This is a genomic window from Allorhizobium sp. Av2 (assembly GCF_021462805.2).
Taxonomy (GTDB): domain Bacteria; phylum Pseudomonadota; class Alphaproteobacteria; order Rhizobiales; family Rhizobiaceae; genus Allorhizobium; species Allorhizobium vitis_G.
In genome coordinates, this window is record NZ_CP192696.1 from 911,697 (window position 1) to 930,157 (window position 18,461).

An 18,461-nucleotide genomic window follows, 5' to 3' on the forward strand; every position below is an offset into this window, starting at 1 on the left:
TTATATATGCTGCATAAATTTTTCCTCAAATCGACTTAGATTTAAGGTTTATGCGGTAAAACGCGGGCAGAGGTCTAGGTGCGGTCGGTGTTGGCGTTTTAAAAGTGAGGCCCGGTGAAATATTGTATCGGCTGTGGAGCGCATCCAACGGTCTTATCGGTGGTGTGATGCGTTGAAGACCAGTGTGCTCGATGGACAGGATTCGACCGGGTTGGCGCAGGTATGCGCCGCGCAGGGTTCGGCTGCCCGCCATCTCGCCGATAAGCCAGTGATGATCTCCATTGATGATCCCGACGGTTGCCTTGGACCGTCGCCGCGCCTCTTGCTTCATCGTCCCGGTCGGGTTCCAGCCCTTCTTAAACGTTCTTTGATCGTCAACAAAGCCGGACGCTTTCTGGGATGGATGCCCGACGATCTGGACTCTATTGCACTCGTCGCCTCACCGGCAAAGAGTGGGGGCAAGACAGTTCGGCAACCGACCGTCACCATCCGCACACTGTCCATCGCTGAAGCTGTCCTGCGGGTGCTGATCCGTTGGCCTCATACCGCACGCACCTTGCTCCGCTTGCTGGCAGCGCGAAACTTTAAAGGCGCGACGTTCCGGTTCCTCCGGCATTTCGAGGCCTTGTCGTCCCCCCGCTATCAAGATTGGCTTCGGCTGCGCAATGAGGTGGACAGGCCACCACCCACCGATAGCAGTTCTGGGCCGCTTGTTTTGGTCAGTATCACTGGGGCGGGTGAGGGGCGGACCATTACGCGCAAAAGTCTTGAGCGGCAAAGCTACCGCGCTTTCGAATTTGCCGAGCTGGAAGATCTGGCGGATAGCCTGTCAAATCGCACTGCGGACAAGGATCTGTTTTGGCTGCTGGTACCGGCGGGTGTCACCTTGTCGCCATTGGCGTTGCAATGGATGGCGGATTGCCTGATCCGTCACCCGCAGGCGGCAGGCGTCTATTGCGACGAGGACCAGGCTAGCCGCAAGGGTGGGCCAGCTGTGCCGTTGTTCAAACCGGCCTGGAACCTGCCCCTGGTGCAAACCGGCTGGCTGCCGATGGACTGTGTTCTCTTGCGTCCTGCCTGCCTGCCGCAGCCTGTCGATGTCACCAATTTCGATGCGAACCAACTGGTCATCCAGGCGGCGGCCGCGGGGGACATTCTTCATCTGCCCCGCGTTCTGGTTCACCGGTCCTCTGCGCGACCGGCTCTCACGCCGTCGCGGCCCTTGCTTCAGCCGGGCAGCTCTCGCCCGCCTGTCACAGTGATCATTCCGACCCGCGACCGGGCGGATCTTCTCTCCGCCTGTCTTGATGGCCTGCTGGGCCGCACCGATCATGGTGAGTTGGACATTATTGTCATCGACAATGACAGCAAGGAGGATGCGACGCGCATTCTTCTCGACAGGATCGAGGCGGAAGGCCATGTGCGGCGCTTGCCGATGCCCGGCACCTTCAATTTTTCCAGAGCCTGTAATCTCGGCGTTGATCAGGCCCGGCATGACCGGATTCTGCTGCTCAACAATGATGTCGAGCCGCTGGAGCGCGACTGGCTGGGTGAGATGAAGGCCGAGTTGGACGATCCTCAGGTCGGGGCTGTCGGCGCCCTGTTGCTCTATCCCGATGGCTTTGTCCAACATGCCGGCGTCACGCTGGGGGCGGGGTCCATCGCCCGTCACAGTTTCCATTTTCATGATCCTGACGGTGGTGAGGATCATGGCCTGCTTGCGCAGCGCCGCCATGTTTCCGCCGTCACAGCGGCCTGCCTCTTGACCCGCAAGAGCCATTGGCTTCAGGTGGGCGGCATGGACGAAGCAAATTTGCCGGTTGCTTTCAACGATGTCGATTATTGCCTGAAGCTGCGCCGTGCCGGTCTCGATATCGTCTGGACGCCTCATGCACGCCTTGTTCATCGTGAATCCGTATCGCGCGGGCGGGACGATACTGTCGAAAAGCGGCTGCGCTTTGCCGGAGAAGAAAAGGTGATGTTCGAACGCTGGTCCGAGGTGATCGATAACGATCCCTGCTACAATCCGAATTGCTCACTGAGCGCGGGTGATTTCGTGCTGGAAGCGGCGCCGCGTGACCTGTCGGCAAGGAGTGGCCGCATCCGATGAAAAAACGGTGGTACTGGCCCGTTCTGGAGCAGGTTTTGCCGCGACCCCGGCTGCGGGAACAAGCGGATGGAAAGCCGCGCCGCCCAGTCAAGTCGGTTCTGGTCTTCGGTCGCGTTCCAAACCCCACATTCGACTATTATCTGCCCGTCCGGTTGAGTGCAGAGGGCATGCCTCCGTATCAGGTTCACGATATCAGAAAGCTTGAGGGGGCCGCACTCGACCCCGACGGCGCATTTGTGGTGATCTGTCGCTATGCGTCACGGCCCTTGCTGCGCTGGATCGAAACCCATGCCGACAAGCTCGCCGGGGTCGGTCTGCTGCTGGATGACGACATCAATGCCGTGATATCCAGCCGGGACGCCGATATCGCTTATAGCCTGTTTCTATGGTTTCGGGCGCTTTATCCGCTGCGGCGCCTGAACCGCCATCTTGACATTCTCTGGCTGTCCACGCCGCAATTGTTCCAGGCGATTGGCGAACCGATGGCCCGTATCCTGCCGCCAGCTCCTCCCATCAGCCTTTGGGAGCGTCGGTTGCACGCCGATAGCGAAGCGGATGACGCGACGAGCCAGGACAAGGTGGTGGTTGCCTATCACGCCACGGGGGTGCATGTGGCGGAACATCACTTCCTGAAGCCGGTCATCCGGACCGTGCTGGAACAGCGCCCCCAGGCGGTGTTCGAAGTGTTCGCGGGCAAGAAGGCGCGCACGATCTGGAAAGACATGAACCGCGTAACGGTGAAGGCGCCAGTGTCCTGGCCACAATATCTGGTTTACGCGGGAAGGGCGCAGGTCGATATCATGCTGGTGCCTTTGGCGCCGTCCGAGGCCAATGACAGCCGCGCCTGCACCAAATTCATCGATGTTGCCCGGCTGGGTGCGGCAGGGCTGTTCTCAGAAGGCCTGGCCTATGGCGCCGAGGCTGATGATGCACAACCTCGATTGCCCTATGATCAGGCTGCCTGGATCGCAGAAATCATCCGCTTGATCGATAATCCCGCGGAAAGAGCCGAAGGAGCCGAGCGGATTCGCAGCAAAGTGGCCCTGATGGGCACGACTTTCGAGCCGCTATTGCCGTAAAAATCTATTTCAATATTTTTGAAGATCGCAGCCGTCCAGGCTGTCCGCAATCGCGGTCAGCCGTAGGGCGGATAATCGACGATCTTCTGTTCCCGGACGATAAACAGCTTGCCTGTTTCCGTCTGTTGCGGCCCGACTAGTGGCAACAGGGCTTTGGCGACTTCTGAGGGATGCGGCAATGTATCAGGGTCTTCGCCCGGCATAGCCTGGGCGCGCATCGCCGTGCGGGTGGCGCCTGGGTCAATCGCGAGGACGCGGAGCGGTAGGCGCTGGTTTTCAGCAGCCCAGGTGCGCGCCAAAGCTTCAACCGCAGCCTTGGATGCGGAATAGGGGCCCCAGAAAGGCTTGCATTTATGCGGTGCAGCGGAGGACAGGATCAGGGCGCGGCCCTGGTCGGATTTGGTGATCAGCGGATCAATCGAGCGGATCAGCCGCCAGGTGGCGGTGACATTGATAGTCATCACCTTTTCGAACACCTTGGCCTCGACATGGGCAACGGGCGAAATCGTCCCGAGCACGCCAGCATTGGCAACCAGAATATCCAGCTTGCCCCAACGCTCGAAAATCGATCCGCCCAGCGCATCGATGGCGGCCATGTCGGCGAGATCGAACGGCACCAGGGTCGCGCTACCACCTGCCGAGGTAATGGCGTCGTCAAGGTCTTCCAGACCCCCGACGGTGCGGGCGCAGGCAATTACATGCGCGCCCGCCTTCGCCAGTTCCAGCGCGGTGAAATAGCCGATGCCGCGTGACGCGCCGGTGACAAGCGCGATCCGTCCCTTGAGATCAACCGTCATGTCCGCTTCCCCCTCATCATCTCATGCAACACCAAGAACCGGCCTCAGCCGTTACTAGACATAACCGACACCTTGCGGCCCATTTTCTCGCCTTCCCTGTCCATCAGACGGGTCGGGTAGTCACCGGTGAAGTAATGATCGGTAAATTGCGGATTGGCAGCATTGCGCGCCTCGCCGCCGACGGCCATGTACAGCCCGTCGATGGACAGGAAGGCAAGCGAATCGGCACCGATAAATTTCGCCATGGCTTCGGCACCCGCATATTGATTGGCGAGCAGCTTTTCGGCGTCCGGCGTGTCGATGCCGTAGAAGTCAGGATGGTAGATCATCGGGCTGGCAACACGGATATGCACTTCCTTGGCACCGGCATCGCGGATCATTTGGACGATCTTCAGCGATGTCGTGCCGCGCACGATGGAATCGTCCACCAGGATAACCCGTTTGCCCTCGATCATCGCCCGATTGGCCGAATGTTTCAGCTTGACGCCGAAGGCGCGGATCTGCTGCGTTGGCTCGATAAAGGTGCGTCCGACATAGTGATTGCGGATAATGCCATATTCAAAGGGAATGCCACTGGCCTGGGCATAGCCAAGCGCCGCTGGCGTGCCGCCATCGGGAACCGGCACCACGACATCGCCATCGCAAGGGGCTTCCTTCGCCAGGTTCATGCCCATGGCTTTGCGGGTCTGATAGACGTTGCGACCGCTGACGACCGAATCGGGGCGGGCGAAATAAACATACTCGAACAGGCAGGGGCGCTCCGGTTGCGGACGTGCCGGGCGGCGGCTGTCCACCGTAATCGAACCGTCAGGCTGGATCTCGCAAATGATCACTTCGCCGTTTTCGACATCGCGCACGAATTTTGCGCCGATAATGTCCAGCGCACAGGTTTCCGAGCAGAAAATCGGTTTGCCGTCGAGATCGCCCATCACCAGCGGTCGGATGCCGATCGGGTCGCGGGCGGCGATCAGTTTGGTGCGGGTCATGGCGATCATCGCATAGCCGCCCTCCATCTGCCGCATGGCGTCGATGAAACGGTCGGCTGTCGAGCTGTGGCGTGACCGGGCGATAAGATGCAACACCACTTCCGAATCCGAGGTGGATTGACAGATGGCGCCTGTGGCAATGATCTGGCGGCGTAGCGTCAGGCCGTTGGTAAAATTGCCGTTATGGGCAATGGCAATTCCGCCTTCTTCCAGCTCGGCAAAAAGTGGTTGCACATTGCGCAACGCCACTTCGCCAGTGGTGGAATAGCGGGTGTGGCCGATGGCGGCAGAACCCGGCAGCTTCGCCAGCGTTACCGGATTGGTATAGTGGTCGCCGACCAAGCCCATATGCTTTTCGGTGTGAAACTGCTTGCCGTCAAAGGAAACCAGTCCGGCTGCCTCCTGGCCGCGATGCTGAAGCGCATGCAGTCCGAGAGCGGTCAGCGTTGCGGCATCCTGATGGCCCAAAATGCCGAACACGCCGCATTCTTCATGCAGCGTGTCGCCATCAAGCTCTTCAAGGAAAGTCGATGAAATAGACTGTTTCATTGCAGCAAGCCTTTGCTCGATACATGCGCGCCGATACGGGGCACGGGTGACGAAATGCAGTGAGGAGCGCCGATTTCCATTACGGGTAGCGCTCATTCTTTGTCTCGGCTCAATCCCAGGGCTCAGTTCCTGGCAGGATCTGATGGTCTTGAGCAATTCGGACAGGATGCTCTATATAAGCAAGCCTGCCATCAACGTCCAGAAGGCGGACGATATCAGTTGGCCGGCGCGGGTGCCTGACCTGGTGTCTGGACTGGCGGTTGTGCAGGCGCATCGTCGGCAGGGGCCTGGCCTTCAGCGGGTGCTGTCTGTTGCTTGCCGAGGATGCGGGCGCGCAATTGCGGTTCGATATCGTCGGGCAGCACCGCTTCCAGCTTGACGACCAGCGCATCCAGGAACGGCTTCGACTTGGCATTGTTGACCCAGTCCGGCCGCTGCTTGGCATCGATCAGCCAGTTCCAGAAGGCCACGGCGACGACCAGCAGCAGGATACCGCGTGCTGCCCCGAACAGGAAGCCAAGGGTGCGGTCCAATGCGCCGATCCGGCTGTCGATGATGAAGTCGGCAATGCGCGAGGTAATGAACGAGATCAGGATCAAGGCAAGCAGGAACACGCCACCGGCAGAGGCTGCCACGGCGATCCGCTGGTCATTGGTATAATTCTTCACATAGGGAAGAATGAAGGGATAGAGATAATAGGCCGCCGCAATAGCACCCACCCAACTGGCAATCGACAGGATCTCGCGTGAAAAGCCGCGGATCATCGCCAGCACGGCTGAAAACAGCACGACACCGATGACAATACCGTCGAAAATCGTAATGGGCATTCCGTTCAACTCCAGGACTAGGCCGCGAAGGGGTCGCCAGGTTTCTTGATCTTTCCGGTCCGGCTGTTCCGGCGGCCTCTCCTTACACCACGATGTCACGCAGTGGAAGGATCAATCCTTGCCGAGTTTGTTACACAAATGTGACTTTACGCCAAAAAACCTCCGAACGACCCGTTCCCAGGAAGTACCTCACCGTCCCAGCGAGACATAATGAGAAAAGCCGTTCTTCTGCGCTTCGTTGGCATTGAACATATTGCGAAGATCGACCAGCACAGGAGAGGCCATGACACTGGCGATTTCTTTGAAATTATAGGTTTTGAAGACCATCCAGTCGGTGAGGATCACCAGGACATCGGCGCCGGTCGCGGCCTCCTTGGCCGTCTTGGTCATTTCAACGCCCGGCAACTGGCTTGCGGCATCATGCGGGCTCGACGGATCGAAAGCCGCAACCTTTGCGCCTTTCGCCTGCAAGGCCGGCAGCATCACCAGGCTGGTGCTTTCGCGCATATCGTCGGTCTGGCCTTTAAAGGTCACGCCCAGCACGGCGATTTTCTTGCCCTCGACATCACCGCCCGCCGCATCGATCACCCGGGTGACCATATCGGCCTTGCGCTGGTTGTTGGCATCGACCGCTGAAGAGACGACCCGTGAGTCGATCCCGGCATCGGCAGCCGTTGCCAGCAGCGCGCGGGTATCCTTGGGAAAGCAGGAGCCACCCCAGCCCGGGCCGGTATTGAGAAAGGCCCGGCCGATCCGCTTGTCGAGACCGATGCCATGGGCCACATCCTCAACCGTGGCGCCAACCGCTTCACACAGATTGGCCATTTCATTGATGAAGCTGATTTTCACCGCGAGAAAAGCATTGGCGGCGTATTTGATCAGTTCAGCGGTCTCGATGCCGGTGCTGAAGAAAGGAACATTGCCGTTTAACAACAATGGCGCATAAATCCGCTCCATGACCTCGCCAGACTGGGGGGTATCGACGCCGACGACGATCCGGTCCGGCTCCAGGAAGTCCTTGATGGCGGCGCCTTCGCGCAGAAATTCGGGATTGGAGGCAACGGCGATCTGCACATCCGGGCCTGCATTGGCCTTGGCCATCTCGAAGACCTGACGGTTGGTGCCAACCGGCACCGTCGACTTGGTGACGATAACGGTAAAGCCGGTGACGGCCTTGGCAATCTCGGCTGCGGCGGCAAACACATATTTCAGGTCGGCCCGGTCCGAGCCCGCCTCGGTTGGCGTGCCGACGGCGATGAACACGGCATCACGGTCCTTGACGCTTGCGGCAAGGTCGGTGGTGAAAGTGATGCGCCCGGCGGCGACATTGCGCTGCACCAGTTCATCCAGACCGGGCTCATAGATCGGCATCTTGCCCTGACGCAGCATTTCAATCTTGCGCTGGTCCTTGTCGACGCAGATCACGTCATGGCCCAGTTCGGCAAAGCATGCGCCGCTGACCAGGCCAACATAGCCGGTGCCTACCATGGTAATGCGAACGTTCATGAATTCTGCCGCTTTCCTGTCAAAGGGTGTTGGATGGGCGGGGGGTGTGCGATGGACGGGACTGCCTTGCGGTTCCTGTCGAACCATGTCGACAATCCTTGGTTATTTTCGACCTTGGCTATTGTTGGTCTTAATTACGGTGAGCCTTAATTACGGTGGGCCTTGAACCAGTCCGCCGCCGTTTTCACGATCAGGTTGATATCGGTATATTGGGGCGTCCAGCCCAGCAGGCTGCGGGCCTTGTCGCCGGAGGCGTAAAGAACCGGCGCATCGCCAGCCCGCCTTGGCGCATAATTGATCGGAACCTGCGCGCCGACCGCCTGAGACACCGCATCCAGCAATTCCTTGACCGATGTGCCCTTGCCGGTGGCAAGATTGAAGGCGCCGCTTTCGCCACCCTTTTGCAGATAGTCGATGGCCAGGACATGGGCATCGGCGAGATCGCAGACATGGATATAGTCGCGGACGGCGGTACCATCAGGCGTATTGTAATCGGTGCCGAACACATTGAATTCGGTCTGCCGCATGGCTGCCAGAACCGCCAGCGGAATGGCATGGGTTTCCGGATCGTGACGTTCGCCAAGATCGCCTTCCGGATCGAGACCGGCGGCGTTGAAATAGCGCATGGCCACCCATTTCAATCCATAGGCATGGCCGTAATCCTTCAGCGCCTGCTCAATGACCAGCTTGGAGAACCCATAGGGATTGACCGGGCTCTGCGGAGCTTCCTCGACAATTGGCAGGCTTTTGACCTCGCCATAGGTGGCGCAGGTCGAGGAAAACACGATGGTGTCAACGCCGTTGCGGCGCATGGCATCCAGCAGGCAGACCGAACCATGGATGTTGTTATTGTAATATTTCGCCGGGTCCGTCACCGATTCGCCGACGGCGGCGAAGGCTGCGAAATGCATCACGCATTCCGGCTGGTATTTGCTGAGAACCGCATCAAGCCTTGCGCCATCGGCAATGTCACCTTGTTCGAACGGTCCCCATTTGACCGAATCCGCGTGGCCGTGAACCAGGTTGTCATAGACCACAGGTGTGTAACCCGCCTTGGACAAAGCCTTGCAGGCATGGCTTCCGATATAGCCGGCTCCGCCGACAACAAGGATATTCTTCATGACAATGTATCCAGATTGATGTTGGCAGCACTGGTGTTAATGGTGCGTCCCGTTTCCGCCGCGAAATACGGGATCGACCGCTTCAGTCCTTCACGCAGCCGCACTTTCGGCTCCCAGCCCAGCAACTGCCCGGCAAGGGTGATGTCTGGACGCCGCAGCAGCGGATCGTCCTTCGGCAGCGGCCTGTCGATGATAACCGACCGGCTTCCGGTCATTTCCAGAATGATGTCAGCCAGTTCCCGCACGGTAAACTCGCCGGGATCGCCAATATTGACCGGACCGGTGATCGAGGCATCGGAGCGCATCAGTCGGAAAAATCCCTCGATCAGATCATCGACATAGCAGAAGGATCGGGTCTGCGTGCCGCCGCCATAAAGTTCCAGCGGGGCCTCTTCCAGGGCGCGGACGATGAAGTTGGACACCACCCGTCCATCCTGCGGGTCCATGTTGGGACCATAGGTGTTGAAGATCCGCACCACCTTGATTTCAACGCCATGCTGGCGGTGATAATCGAAACACAGGGTTTCGGCGGCGCGCTTGCCTTCGTCATAGCAGGCCCGCGGCCCTATCGTGTTGACTGCGCCACGATAGCTTTCCGTCTGCGGATGAACCTGCGGATCGCCGTAGATCTCGCTGGTCGATGCCTGAAACACCCGCGCGCCGCAGGCGACAGCCAGGTCCAGCACGTTTTTCATGCCAAGCACATTGATCAGCATCGTGCCGACAGGATCGATCTGATATTGCGGCGGCGAGGCGGGGCAGGCGAGATTCCAGATCTCGTCGTAGCGGCCTTGCGGCAAGGGATCGCGGACATCGGCTTTGATGAAGGACAGTTTGGGATTGGCCAGCAGAGGTTCGATATTCTTGCGCCGCCCGGTCTGGAGGTTGTCCAGGCAGACCACATCACAGCCTTCGTCAAGCAATCGTGCGCAGACGTGGGAACCGAGAAATCCAGCGCCGCCGGTCACCAATGCCGTCCGTGTCTTTCCCATAGCGTCCTCTTGCAGTCCGTTGCCGTTCATGTAGGGGAAGGGGTCAGGCCCTGTCAATTCCAGGCTACCAGCAATCAACCGTTATGAGCGGCAAGGGACGCAACCTGCCCGTTGCCGAACCTTTTGCGCCCGTTCTGTCAATCCTCATTGCCCTGCTGGCGCGATTTCAGTTTCGATCCGGCAATGCGCGCCACCAGATCCGGCAGGCTTTCGATTTCACCCCATTTGCCGGTGCGTTTCGGCAGATCGACGGAGGAGGCGGGCAAAACGGCGGAGGAAAAGCCAAGCTTTTCAGCCTCTTTCAATCGCTGCGCCGTATGCGATACGGGCCGCACCGCGCCCGAAAGGCTGATTTCGCCGAAATAGACACAATCAGCGGGCAGGGCGACGCCCGCCAGCGATGACACCAGCGCCGAGGCAATTGCCATATCGGCGGCGGGTTCGGTGATTCGGTAGCCGCCTGCCACATTGAGATAGACATCGTGCTGGCCAAGCCTGACACCGCAATGGGCCTCCAGTACGGCCAGAATCATCGCCAGGCGGCTGGAATCCCAGCCGACCACGGCTCGGCGCGGTGTGCCAAGCGCCGTTGCGGCCACCAGCGCCTGCACTTCGACCAGCACGGGTCTTGTGCCTTCCATGCCGGCAAACACCGCAGCACCAGGCGCTTTTTCATTGCGCTCGCCCAGAAACAGTTCCGATGGATTGGCGACTTCGCGCAGCCCCCGATCCGACATTTCGAACACGCCGATTTCATCCGTCGGGCCAAATCGGTTTTTGACGGTGCGTAGGATGCGGTAATGGTGGCCCCGATCGCCTTCGAAATACAGCACGGCATCGACCATGTGCTCGACGACGCGGGGACCGGCAATCTGGCCTTCCTTGGTGACGTGGCCGACCAGAACCATGGTGGCGCCAGTCTGCTTGGCAAAACGAATCATTGCCTGCACGCCGGTGCGCACCTGCGTGACCGTGCCGGGCGCCGAATCGGCGGTATCGCTCCAGAGAGTCTGGATCGAATCGATGATGACAAGATCGGGCCGCTTTCCTTCGGAAATTGTCGCCAGAATATCCTCGACATTGGTTTCTGCCGCCAGCAGCACATCGGTATCGGCGGCGTTCAGCCGCTGGGCGCGCAGCCGCACCTGAGCCACCGCCTCTTCGCCCGAGACATAGACGACGCGATGGCCCTGCCGCGACAAGGCGGCGGCGGCCTGCATTAGCAGGGTGGATTTACCGATGCCCGGATCGCCGCCAATCAGCACGGCGGAGCCGCGCACGAAGCCGCCGCCGGTCGCCCGGTCCAGTTCCGACAGGCCGGTTGGAATGCGTGGCGCTTCCTCGATTTCGCCAGACAGCGAGGTCAGCGTCACCGCCCGGCCTTTCTTCGGCACCTTGCCGGGACCGGACCCGATGCCACCCATCGGGTCTTCCTCAACAATGGTGTTCCACTGTGCGCAACCATCGCATTTGCCAGCCCAGCGGCTGTGAACCGTGCCGCAGTTCTGGCAGATGAATTGGGTCTTGGCCTTGGCCATGCATTGCCTTTCATGCGAGCATCGTACCATCCCACCCACCGCAATATGGATGGAGAAATGAGAACAAAAAGTGAATACGCGCTATCACCTAAGAGAAATGCCGGGCCGATGCAAGGGGGGGAAGGCCTATTCGGCTTCCAGATAATGGCGCTCGTAACGCAGGCCGAGGCTGGTCAGCATTTCATAGCCGATCGTACCCGCCGCCCGCGCCACGTCATCGATCGGCATGTTTGGCCCGAACAGCTCGATATAGTCGCCAGCGGCAATCGCTTTTTCCGGCACGTCGCTGACGTCGAAGATCGTCATGTCCATTGTGATGCGGCCAACAACCGGCACCTTGTATCCGGCGATAAAGCCATAGGCGCCCGGCGCCCCCGTATCGCGCAATGCCGTGCCGTGGCCTGAGAGATTGCGCAGGTAACCATCGGCATAGCCGACGGAGGCAATGGCCAGACGGCTTTCTCTCGTCAACTGGTAGGTGGCGCCGTAGCTGACAGTTTCTCCGCTCTTGGCTTGTCGAATCTGGAGAATGCGGGCCTCGGCCTTGACCACTGGGCGCATTGGGTTGGGCAGGCCCGTGACCGCTTCGCCGCCGTAAAGCGCGATGCCGGGGCGGGTGAGGTCGAAATGGTAATCGGGGCCGAGTAAAGTTCCAGCAGAGGCTGAAAGGCTTGATTCAATTCCCTCGAAAGCCGCGCTAACCTGATGAAAAGCCTGCAATTGCAGCCGGTTCATCGGCGAGGATGGATCGTCTGCGCAGGCGAGATGGCTCAAAATCAGCACTGGCGAAAAACTGGCCGGGCGCGAAACGTCAGTCGCCAGGAACATTGCGTCGTCCATGCTGAGGCCCAGCCGGTTGAAACCGGTATCGACATGCAGGGCGCATGGATGGTCGCCATGCTCGGCCACGGCCCGCATCCAGAACGCCAGCTGTTCCTCACTGGCAATCACCGGCACCAGATCATGCTCGAAAAACAGCGGTTCCATTCCTTCCCAGATCCCTGACAGTACGAAGATCCGGGCGTCCGGCGCATAGGTGCGCAAGGTCGCGCCTTCCGATGGCAGCGCCACGAAAAAATCCCGCGCACCGGCATTGTAAAGCGTCTGCCCTGCATCCTCGATACCAATGCCGTAGCCATCGGCCTTCACCACGGCACCCGCCCGCGCCTTGCCGGATCGCTTCGCCATCTCGCGCCAATTGTCGGCCAGCGCCTGGAGGTCGATTGTCACACGCAGCGGTGCGGTCAGGAATTCATCGGAAGGAGGGATGGAAAAGGCAGTAAGGGTCATGGAAACAGCTTTTTGCGAACAATAATGGTAGCCGGACCCTATCACTTTTCTTCAAGACTGGAATGCCGGGCTGGTGTTATTGTCTGGCGATGAACATGCTTTCACCGGTTTCCACCAGCCTTGCGTCAGTGCCCATTCGGGAGCAGACCCGCTTCTGGCGGGATGCCCGGTTTGGCGGTATGAAATGCATGAGCGCGACCTTCGTCACCCATCGGTTTTCCCCGCATGCCCATGAGCATTTCGGCATTGGCGCCATGGAGACGGGACAGAAAATTGCCACTATTCGCGGCTGCCGGCAGATTTGTGGACCGGGCGATCTCTATCTGATCAATCCGGAGGAGATCCACGATGGCAGTCCTGCGGGTGGGGTCTATCGATATCGGATGATCTATCCGTCGGTCGCCATGGTGTGCGACGTTCTGCAAGAGACGAGCAAGAGACCGTCGTGGGGAACGCCGTCCTTTCGCCAGCAGATCGTCACAGATCCGGCCTTGGCGCAGGCCTTTAACAGGATGCACAGGCAAATAGAGCAGGCAGATGGAATGCTTGATGCCGAAGAGGGGATGCTGGACATGCTCACCGCTCTTTTCACCCGCCATGGCGTTGTTGCGCCTGCGTCCTCTACTGCTCGCCCCGACACGGCGATGGCGAGGGTACGAGACTATCTCCATGCGAATTTTGCTGAGGATATCGGCCTTGAGCATCTGGCGGGGTTGGTTGGCTGTAGCCGCGCGCATTTGATCCGCAGCTTTCGCGCCACCTATCACATTACGCCGCATGCCTACCTGACACTTCGGCGTATTCGAGAAGCGGAGTCCATGCTGGCAAAGGACGCTGCGCCTGCCGACGTTGCCTTTGCCTGCGGCTTTGCCGATCAGGCGCATTTTACCCGCAATTTCAAGGCGCGGATGGGCATGACCCCGGCGCAATTTCGCCGGGGATAGGTTGAGGGATCAATGCCCGACCGGTGCCGCGCCAAACCGGCGTTCCAGATATTTGGAATAGCGCGACAGCGGGTAGCAGATGGCGAAATAGAACAGCGCGACCAAGCCATAGACGGTGAAGGGCTGAAAAGTGGCATTGGTGACGATGGTTCCGGCCTTTGACAATTCAACGAAACCGATGATCGAGGTCAGGGCCGTGCCTTTGACCACCTGAACCGAAAAACCCGCCGTAGGGGGAATGGCGATCCGCATGGCCTGCGGCAGGATGATCAGCCGCATCTGCTGGCGATAGGTGAGGGCCAGGCTGGTACCCGCTTCCCACTGGCCCTTTGGCACGGCCTCGACGCAGCCGCGCCAGATTTCGGTCAGGAAAGCGGCGGTCCAGCAGGTCAGCGCCGCGCCAGCAGCGAGCCACGCGGGAACGTCGATACCGAAAAGGCCGAGACCAAAAAAGGCGATGAACAACTGCATCAAGAGCGGCGTGCCCTGGAAAAACTCGATGAAGCCGCGCGCGAAGATTCGGGGCATGCGCTGTTTGGCAATGCGCAGCATCAATACCACCAGTCCCAAAGCCCCGCCGCACAGGAAGGACACCAGTGACAGAACCAGGGTCCAGCGGGCAGCCAGCAACAGATTGCGGGCGATATCCCAGAGGGTGAACTCAATCATCGCGTCGCCCCTTTCGGAAAGATCTGCCGTCCGAGCAGGGCCAGCAATTGCCGAAGGCCGATGGCCAGCACCAGATAGAGAGCGGTGGAGATCATGTAGGCTTCAAAGGCCCGGAAGGTGCGCGACTGGATGAAATTGGCGGCAAAGGTCAGGTCTTCAGCGGCAATCTGCGAGACGACGGCGGAACCGAGCATGACGATGACCAGCTGCGACGATAGCGCCGGCCAGATACGTTGCAGGGCAGGGACCAGAATGATCAGCCGGAAGGTTTGCAGTGGTCGAAGCGCCAGTGCGCTTCCGGCCTCGAACTGACCTTTCGGGGTTGCCTCAATCCCGGCCCGGATGATTTCGCAGCTATAGGCACCGAGATTGATGATCATCGCCAGATTGGCGGCTTCCATCTCGGAGAGCTTCAGCCCGGTCGAGGGCAGGCCGAAAAAGATGAAGAACAGCTGGATCAGGAAGGGCGTATTGCGGATCAGTTCCACATAGGCGGCAACTGGTGGCTTGATCCATTTCGGTCCTAAGGCCCGCGCCCAGGCGCAGGCGATGCCGAAGGCAATGCCGACCACGCCACCGACCAGTGTCAGTTCGACCGTCACCCCGACCCCTTTGAGGATGATCGGATAGTATTCGCCAAACCAGCTGAAATCGAAAATGTAATGCATGATGAAACCTGCTGGCAAAGCGAGGGTATTCTACTTTGCTGCCGTATCTGGCCTACACAATCACCTCAGCCGTCAGGGCTGCGGGTGATTGTGCAGAAAATGGTTATACCGTCCGATCAACGATCAGAGATCGGCGGGAAGCGGGGCGCCCAACCACTTTTCGGAAATCTTGCTCAGCGAGCCATCGGCCTTGGCCTCGGCGATAATCGCATTGAGCTTTTCCGTCAGCGCCGGTTCGTTTTTGTTGAAGCCGATGAAGCAGGGGGAATTCTTGATCAGGAACTTTGGCTCCGGACGCTTTGGCGGGTTCTTGGCGAGGATAGCAGCCGCGACGACATTGCCGGTGGCAACCGCATCGACCTGGCCGGAGAGGAAGGCGGAAATTGTGCCGTTATTGTCCTCATAGCGCTTGATGGTGGCGTCGGACGGCGCAACCTTGGTCAGTTCCAGATCCTCGACCGCGCCACGGGTAACGCCGACCGACTTGCCCGACAGATCGGCAGCGGACTTGATGGCGGTATCCGCGGGTGCAAACACTCCATTGTAGAAAGGCGCATAGGCGGTGGAGAAATCCACGACCTTTTCGCGGTCCGGATTTTTGCCGAGGCTTGAAATCACCAGATCGACCTTGTTGGTCTGCAAATAGGGAATGCGGTTGGCGCTGGTAACGGGCACCAGTTCCAGCTTGACGCCCAGTTTTTTGGCAATCAGGGCTGCGGTATCGATGTCATATCCGACGGGCTGCATGTCAGGGCCGACGCTGCCAAATGGCGGAAAGTCCTGCGGCACCGCCACTTTCAGCGTACCCCGCTTGGTAATGTCGCCCAGCGCATCGGCATGGGCCGGCAGGACGGCGGCAAAGGTGGCAAGGGAAAGGCCAAGGGCAAGCAGGGTACGACGATGCATAGGATGCTCCGGGTTGATGTTGCTCCTCAGAAAGCAATTGCTATGCCACTATGCAAAAAGCCGCCTGGAAAAGGCGGCTCTTGGTTTTGTCTGGATTGACGGTGTGCATTTGCGCAAAGTTTAAGCAAGAACCGCGCAAAGCATGGTCAGGTTTCCTCATAAGGCGTGAAACTCGGATCGGCCAGATCGGCAAAGCGGGTGAACTGCGCCTGGAAGGCCAGTTTGACGGTGCCGGTCGGTCCGTGACGCTGCTTGGCGATGATCACGTCCGCCGTGCCGCGTACTTTTTCCATCTGGGCTTCCCATTCGGGATATTTGGGGTCGCCCTGGTCGCGGGGTTCGAGGTTCTGCACATAATATTCCTCACGGAACACGAACATCACCACGTCGGCGTCCTGCTCGATCGAGCCTGATTCGCGAAGGTCGGAGAGCTGAGGACGCTTGTCGTCACGGCTTTCCACCTGACGCGACAGCTGCGACAGCGCGACGATTGGCACGTTCAGCTCCTTGCCGAGCGCTTTGAGGCCGGTGGTGATCTGGGTGATTTCCTGGACGCGGTTTTCCCCTGACTTGCCCGAGCCGGTCATCAGCTGAATATAGTCCACAACCAAACAATCGAGGCCACGCTGGCGCTTCAGGCGGCGGGCACGGGCGGAAAGCTGGGCGATGGAAATACCACCGGTCTGGTCGATGAATAGCGGCACTTTCTGCATGGTCTGGGAAAAGCCGACCAGCTTTTCGAAATCCTGCTCGGTAATATCGCCACGGCGGATTTTCGAAGAGGATACTTCGGTCTGCTCGGACATGATACGGGTAGCGAGCTGCTCGGACGACATTTCGAGCGAATAGAAGCCAACCACGCCGCCGTTTTTGGCTTTGAACGAACCGTCTGGCTGCACTTCCGGCTCGTAGGATGCAGCGATGTTCCAGGCGATATTGGTGGCAAGCGAGGTCTTACCCATGCCGGGACGTCCGGCCAGCACGATCAAGTCGGAGCGCTGCAAACCGCCCATCTTGCTGTCAAGCGAATGAATGCCGGTGGAAATACCGGACAAATGACCGTCACGCTCGAAAGCGGCACCTGCCATATCGACGGCCTGGGCCACCGCATCGTTGAAAGACTGGAAGCCACCGTCATAGCGACCGTTTTCAGCGAGATCGAACAGACGTCGCTCGGTATCTTCGATCTGCGCCTGCGGCGGCATGTCGAGCGGTGCGTCGAAGGCGATATTCACCATGTCTTCGCCGATGGTGATCAGCGCGCGGCGCAGGGCCAAGTCGTAGATCGCCCGGCCATAATCCTCGGCATTGATGATCGACACGGCTTCCGACGCCAGTCGCGCCAGATATTGGGCAATGGTGAAATCGCCGATCTTCTGGTCGGAGGGCAGGAAGGTCTTGATCGTCACCGGATTGGCGGTCTTGCCCATGCGGATGATGTCGGAGGCGACCTCGTAGATCTTCCGGTGCAGGCCCTCGTGAAAATGTGGGGGCTTGAGGAAATCCGAGACACGATAATAGGCATCGTTATTGACCAGAATGGCGCCGAGCAAAGCCTGTTCGGCCTCGATATTGTTCGGGGCTTCCCGGTAATGGGGCTCTGCCGGCTGGGCAGGATTTAACCTGCGCGCAACATCGTTCATGGGCTTTATCCGTTCTCTCTCGCTGGAAGCTGCATTCCTATCGATCCTGCGGGGCGGTTAAAGGGCGCATTGCGATAAACACAGTAGTTCACAGGCCTGATGCGCCAGGGCAGAAAAAAACAAGCTGAACCCGCTTTTTCCATTGACTGTGGTATGGCACGACTCAGTTCTTCAGGCGCCTATTTTAACCCGATCCGCACAAAAAAACGCCCGGAAAATCCGGGCGTCTCTTCAGTCGATAATGACGAATATCTTATTCGTCGTCGCCATCGCGGTCGGCATCCGGATCGAAAAAGTCTTCCGGACGTAGCGCGTCTTCGTCCACGCCGTAGATGGCGTCGGCGGAGGTGAGGCTTTCGCCCTTGGCCTGACGCTCAGCTTCTTCAGCGGAACGGGCAACGTTGATTTCGATGCTGATTTCAACTTCGGCATGCAGGTGCATGGTGACGTTGTGCAGGCCGATGGTCTTGATCGGGTTGTTCAGCTCGACCTGGTTGCGCGAAACGGTAAAGCCTTCGGCTGCCAGAGCTTCGATGATGTCGCGAGCCGCAACCGAACCGTAGAGCTGGCCGGTTTCGCCAGCCGAACGGACGACGATGAACGACTTGCCGTTCAGAACGTCAGCAACGGTCTGGGCTTCGGACTTGCGCTCCAGGTTGCGGGCTTCGAGGGTGGCGCGCTCGGCGTCGAAACGGGCCTTGTTGGCGGCGTTGGCGCGCAGCGCCTTGCCGGTTGGCAGCAGGTAGTTACGGGCAAAGCCGTCGCGAACCTTGACCACTTCGCCCATCTGGCCAAGCTTGGCGATGCGCTCGAGAAGAATGACTTGCATGCTATTT

16 protein-coding genes are annotated in these 18,461 nt (G+C 59.3%); 3 read left to right on the top strand and 13 right to left on the bottom strand.

From position 1 onward, the window contains the following. The first annotated feature begins 172 nt into the window (after window positions 1–172). Window positions 173–2,110 (top strand): glycosyltransferase family 2 protein, encoded by a 1,938-nt coding sequence (locus FS819_RS04350; protein WP_156550833.1) that lies wholly within the window; start codon window positions 173–175, stop codon window positions 2,108–2,110. After that, window positions 2,107–3,189 carry a glycosyltransferase family protein gene (locus FS819_RS04355; RefSeq protein ID WP_156550832.1) on the top strand — a complete coding sequence of 361 codons (1,083 nt, stop codon included), beginning with the start codon at window positions 2,107–2,109 and terminating at the stop codon, window positions 3,187–3,189. Before FS819_RS04350 ends, FS819_RS04355 begins: the two co-directional genes overlap by 4 nt. Window positions 3,190–3,245: 56 nt before the next feature. On the opposite strand, the gene FS819_RS04360 is transcribed toward FS819_RS04355, so the two are convergent. From FS819_RS04360 to alr, 8 genes are all read right to left on the bottom strand, one after another. Next, entirely contained in the window at window positions 3,246–3,986 is a 741-nt protein-coding gene (locus tag FS819_RS04360; RefSeq protein WP_156550831.1) for an SDR family NAD(P)-dependent oxidoreductase, read from the bottom strand. Window positions 3,987–4,030: 44 nt separating this feature from the next. Next, complete coding sequence (gene purF / locus FS819_RS04365; RefSeq protein WP_156550872.1) at window positions 4,031–5,521, bottom strand: amidophosphoribosyltransferase; 1,491 nt, start codon at window positions 5,519–5,521, stop codon at window positions 4,031–4,033. Window positions 5,522–5,736: 215 nt separating this feature from the next. Further along, complete coding sequence (locus FS819_RS04370) at window positions 5,737–6,348, bottom strand: CvpA family protein (protein ID WP_156550830.1); 612 nt, start codon at window positions 6,346–6,348, stop codon at window positions 5,737–5,739. A gap of 189 nt (window positions 6,349–6,537) precedes the next feature. Beyond that, entirely contained in the window at window positions 6,538–7,854 is a 1,317-nt protein-coding gene (locus tag FS819_RS04375) for a UDP-glucose dehydrogenase family protein (protein WP_156550871.1), read from the bottom strand. A gap of 146 nt (window positions 7,855–8,000) precedes the next feature. Further along, window positions 8,001–8,981 carry a UDP-glucose 4-epimerase GalE gene (gene galE, locus FS819_RS04380; protein WP_234624918.1) on the bottom strand — a complete coding sequence of 327 codons (981 nt, stop codon included), beginning with the start codon at window positions 8,979–8,981 and terminating at the stop codon, window positions 8,001–8,003. After that, a complete protein-coding gene (locus tag FS819_RS04385) occupies window positions 8,972–9,967 on the bottom strand; it encodes a UDP-glucuronic acid decarboxylase family protein (protein ID WP_156550828.1) in 996 nt (331 codons plus the stop codon). Before FS819_RS04385 ends, galE begins: the two co-directional genes overlap by 10 nt. Window positions 9,968–10,104: 137 nt before the next feature. Further along, window positions 10,105–11,505, bottom strand: a complete 1,401-nt coding sequence (radA, locus tag FS819_RS04390) for a DNA repair protein RadA (RefSeq protein ID WP_015915501.1) — start codon at window positions 11,503–11,505, stop codon at window positions 10,105–10,107. Between the two features lie 126 nt (window positions 11,506–11,631). Next, window positions 11,632–12,795, bottom strand: coding sequence for an alanine racemase (gene alr / locus FS819_RS04395; RefSeq protein ID WP_156550827.1), 1,164 nt, complete (start codon window positions 12,793–12,795; stop codon window positions 11,632–11,634). Window positions 12,796–12,890: 95 nt separating this feature from the next. Here alr and FS819_RS04400 point away from each other — a divergent pair, with 95 nt between their 5' ends. Then, window positions 12,891–13,739, top strand: a complete 849-nt coding sequence (locus tag FS819_RS04400; protein ID WP_409050110.1) for an AraC family transcriptional regulator — start codon at window positions 12,891–12,893, stop codon at window positions 13,737–13,739. A gap of 9 nt (window positions 13,740–13,748) precedes the next feature. Here FS819_RS04400 and FS819_RS04405 read toward each other — a convergent pair whose 3' ends face one another. From FS819_RS04405 to rplI, 5 genes are all read right to left on the bottom strand, one after another. Beyond that, complete coding sequence (locus FS819_RS04405) at window positions 13,749–14,408, bottom strand: amino acid ABC transporter permease (RefSeq protein WP_156550825.1); 660 nt, start codon at window positions 14,406–14,408, stop codon at window positions 13,749–13,751. After that, a complete protein-coding gene (locus tag FS819_RS04410) occupies window positions 14,405–15,076 on the bottom strand; it encodes an amino acid ABC transporter permease (protein WP_156550824.1) in 672 nt (223 codons plus the stop codon). The genes FS819_RS04405 and FS819_RS04410 overlap by 4 nt, the downstream gene beginning before the upstream one ends. Window positions 15,077–15,199: 123 nt before the next feature. Continuing rightward, on the bottom strand, window positions 15,200–15,982 hold the full coding sequence (locus tag FS819_RS04415; RefSeq protein ID WP_156550823.1) for a transporter substrate-binding domain-containing protein: 783 nt from the start codon (window positions 15,980–15,982) through the stop codon (window positions 15,200–15,202). A 146-nt stretch (window positions 15,983–16,128) separates the two neighbouring features. Continuing rightward, window positions 16,129–17,625, bottom strand: coding sequence for a replicative DNA helicase (locus tag FS819_RS04420; RefSeq protein ID WP_060715865.1), 1,497 nt, complete (start codon window positions 17,623–17,625; stop codon window positions 16,129–16,131). 253 nt (window positions 17,626–17,878) lie between these two features. Next, the gene (gene rplI, locus FS819_RS04425; protein ID WP_060715864.1) at window positions 17,879–18,454 is read right to left on the bottom strand and encodes a 50S ribosomal protein L9; all 576 of its coding nucleotides are present in this window, start codon (window positions 18,452–18,454) and stop codon (window positions 17,879–17,881) included. Window positions 18,455–18,461 lie beyond the last annotated feature (7 nt).

Coding starts and splice junctions, on each gene's coding strand:
- FS819_RS04355 (WP_156550832.1), top strand. CDS start 2,107: ATGAAAAAACGGTGGTACTGGCCCGTTCTGGAGCAGGTTTTGCCGCGA.
- FS819_RS04360 (WP_156550831.1), bottom strand. CDS start 3,986: ATGACGGTTGATCTCAAGGGACGGATCGCGCTTGTCACCGGCGCGTCA.
- purF (WP_156550872.1), bottom strand. CDS start 5,521: ATGAAACAGTCTATTTCATCGACTTTCCTTGAAGAGCTTGATGGCGAC.
- FS819_RS04370 (WP_156550830.1), bottom strand. CDS start 6,348: ATGCCCATTACGATTTTCGACGGTATTGTCATCGGTGTCGTGCTGTTT.
- FS819_RS04375 (WP_156550871.1), bottom strand. CDS start 7,854: ATGAACGTTCGCATTACCATGGTAGGCACCGGCTATGTTGGCCTGGTC.
- FS819_RS04385 (WP_156550828.1), bottom strand. CDS start 9,967: ATGGGAAAGACACGGACGGCATTGGTGACCGGCGGCGCTGGATTTCTC.
- radA (WP_015915501.1), bottom strand. CDS start 11,505: ATGGCCAAGGCCAAGACCCAATTCATCTGCCAGAACTGCGGCACGGTT.
- alr (WP_156550827.1), bottom strand. CDS start 12,795: ATGACCCTTACTGCCTTTTCCATCCCTCCTTCCGATGAATTCCTGACC.
- FS819_RS04400 (WP_409050110.1), top strand. CDS start 12,891: ATGCTTTCACCGGTTTCCACCAGCCTTGCGTCAGTGCCCATTCGGGAG.
- FS819_RS04405 (WP_156550825.1), bottom strand. CDS start 14,408: ATGATTGAGTTCACCCTCTGGGATATCGCCCGCAATCTGTTGCTGGCT.
- FS819_RS04410 (WP_156550824.1), bottom strand. CDS start 15,076: ATGCATTACATTTTCGATTTCAGCTGGTTTGGCGAATACTATCCGATC.
- FS819_RS04415 (WP_156550823.1), bottom strand. CDS start 15,982: ATGCATCGTCGTACCCTGCTTGCCCTTGGCCTTTCCCTTGCCACCTTT.
- FS819_RS04420 (WP_060715865.1), bottom strand. CDS start 17,625: ATGAACGATGTTGCGCGCAGGTTAAATCCTGCCCAGCCGGCAGAGCCC.
- rplI (WP_060715864.1), bottom strand. CDS start 18,454: ATGCAAGTCATTCTTCTCGAGCGCATCGCCAAGCTTGGCCAGATGGGC.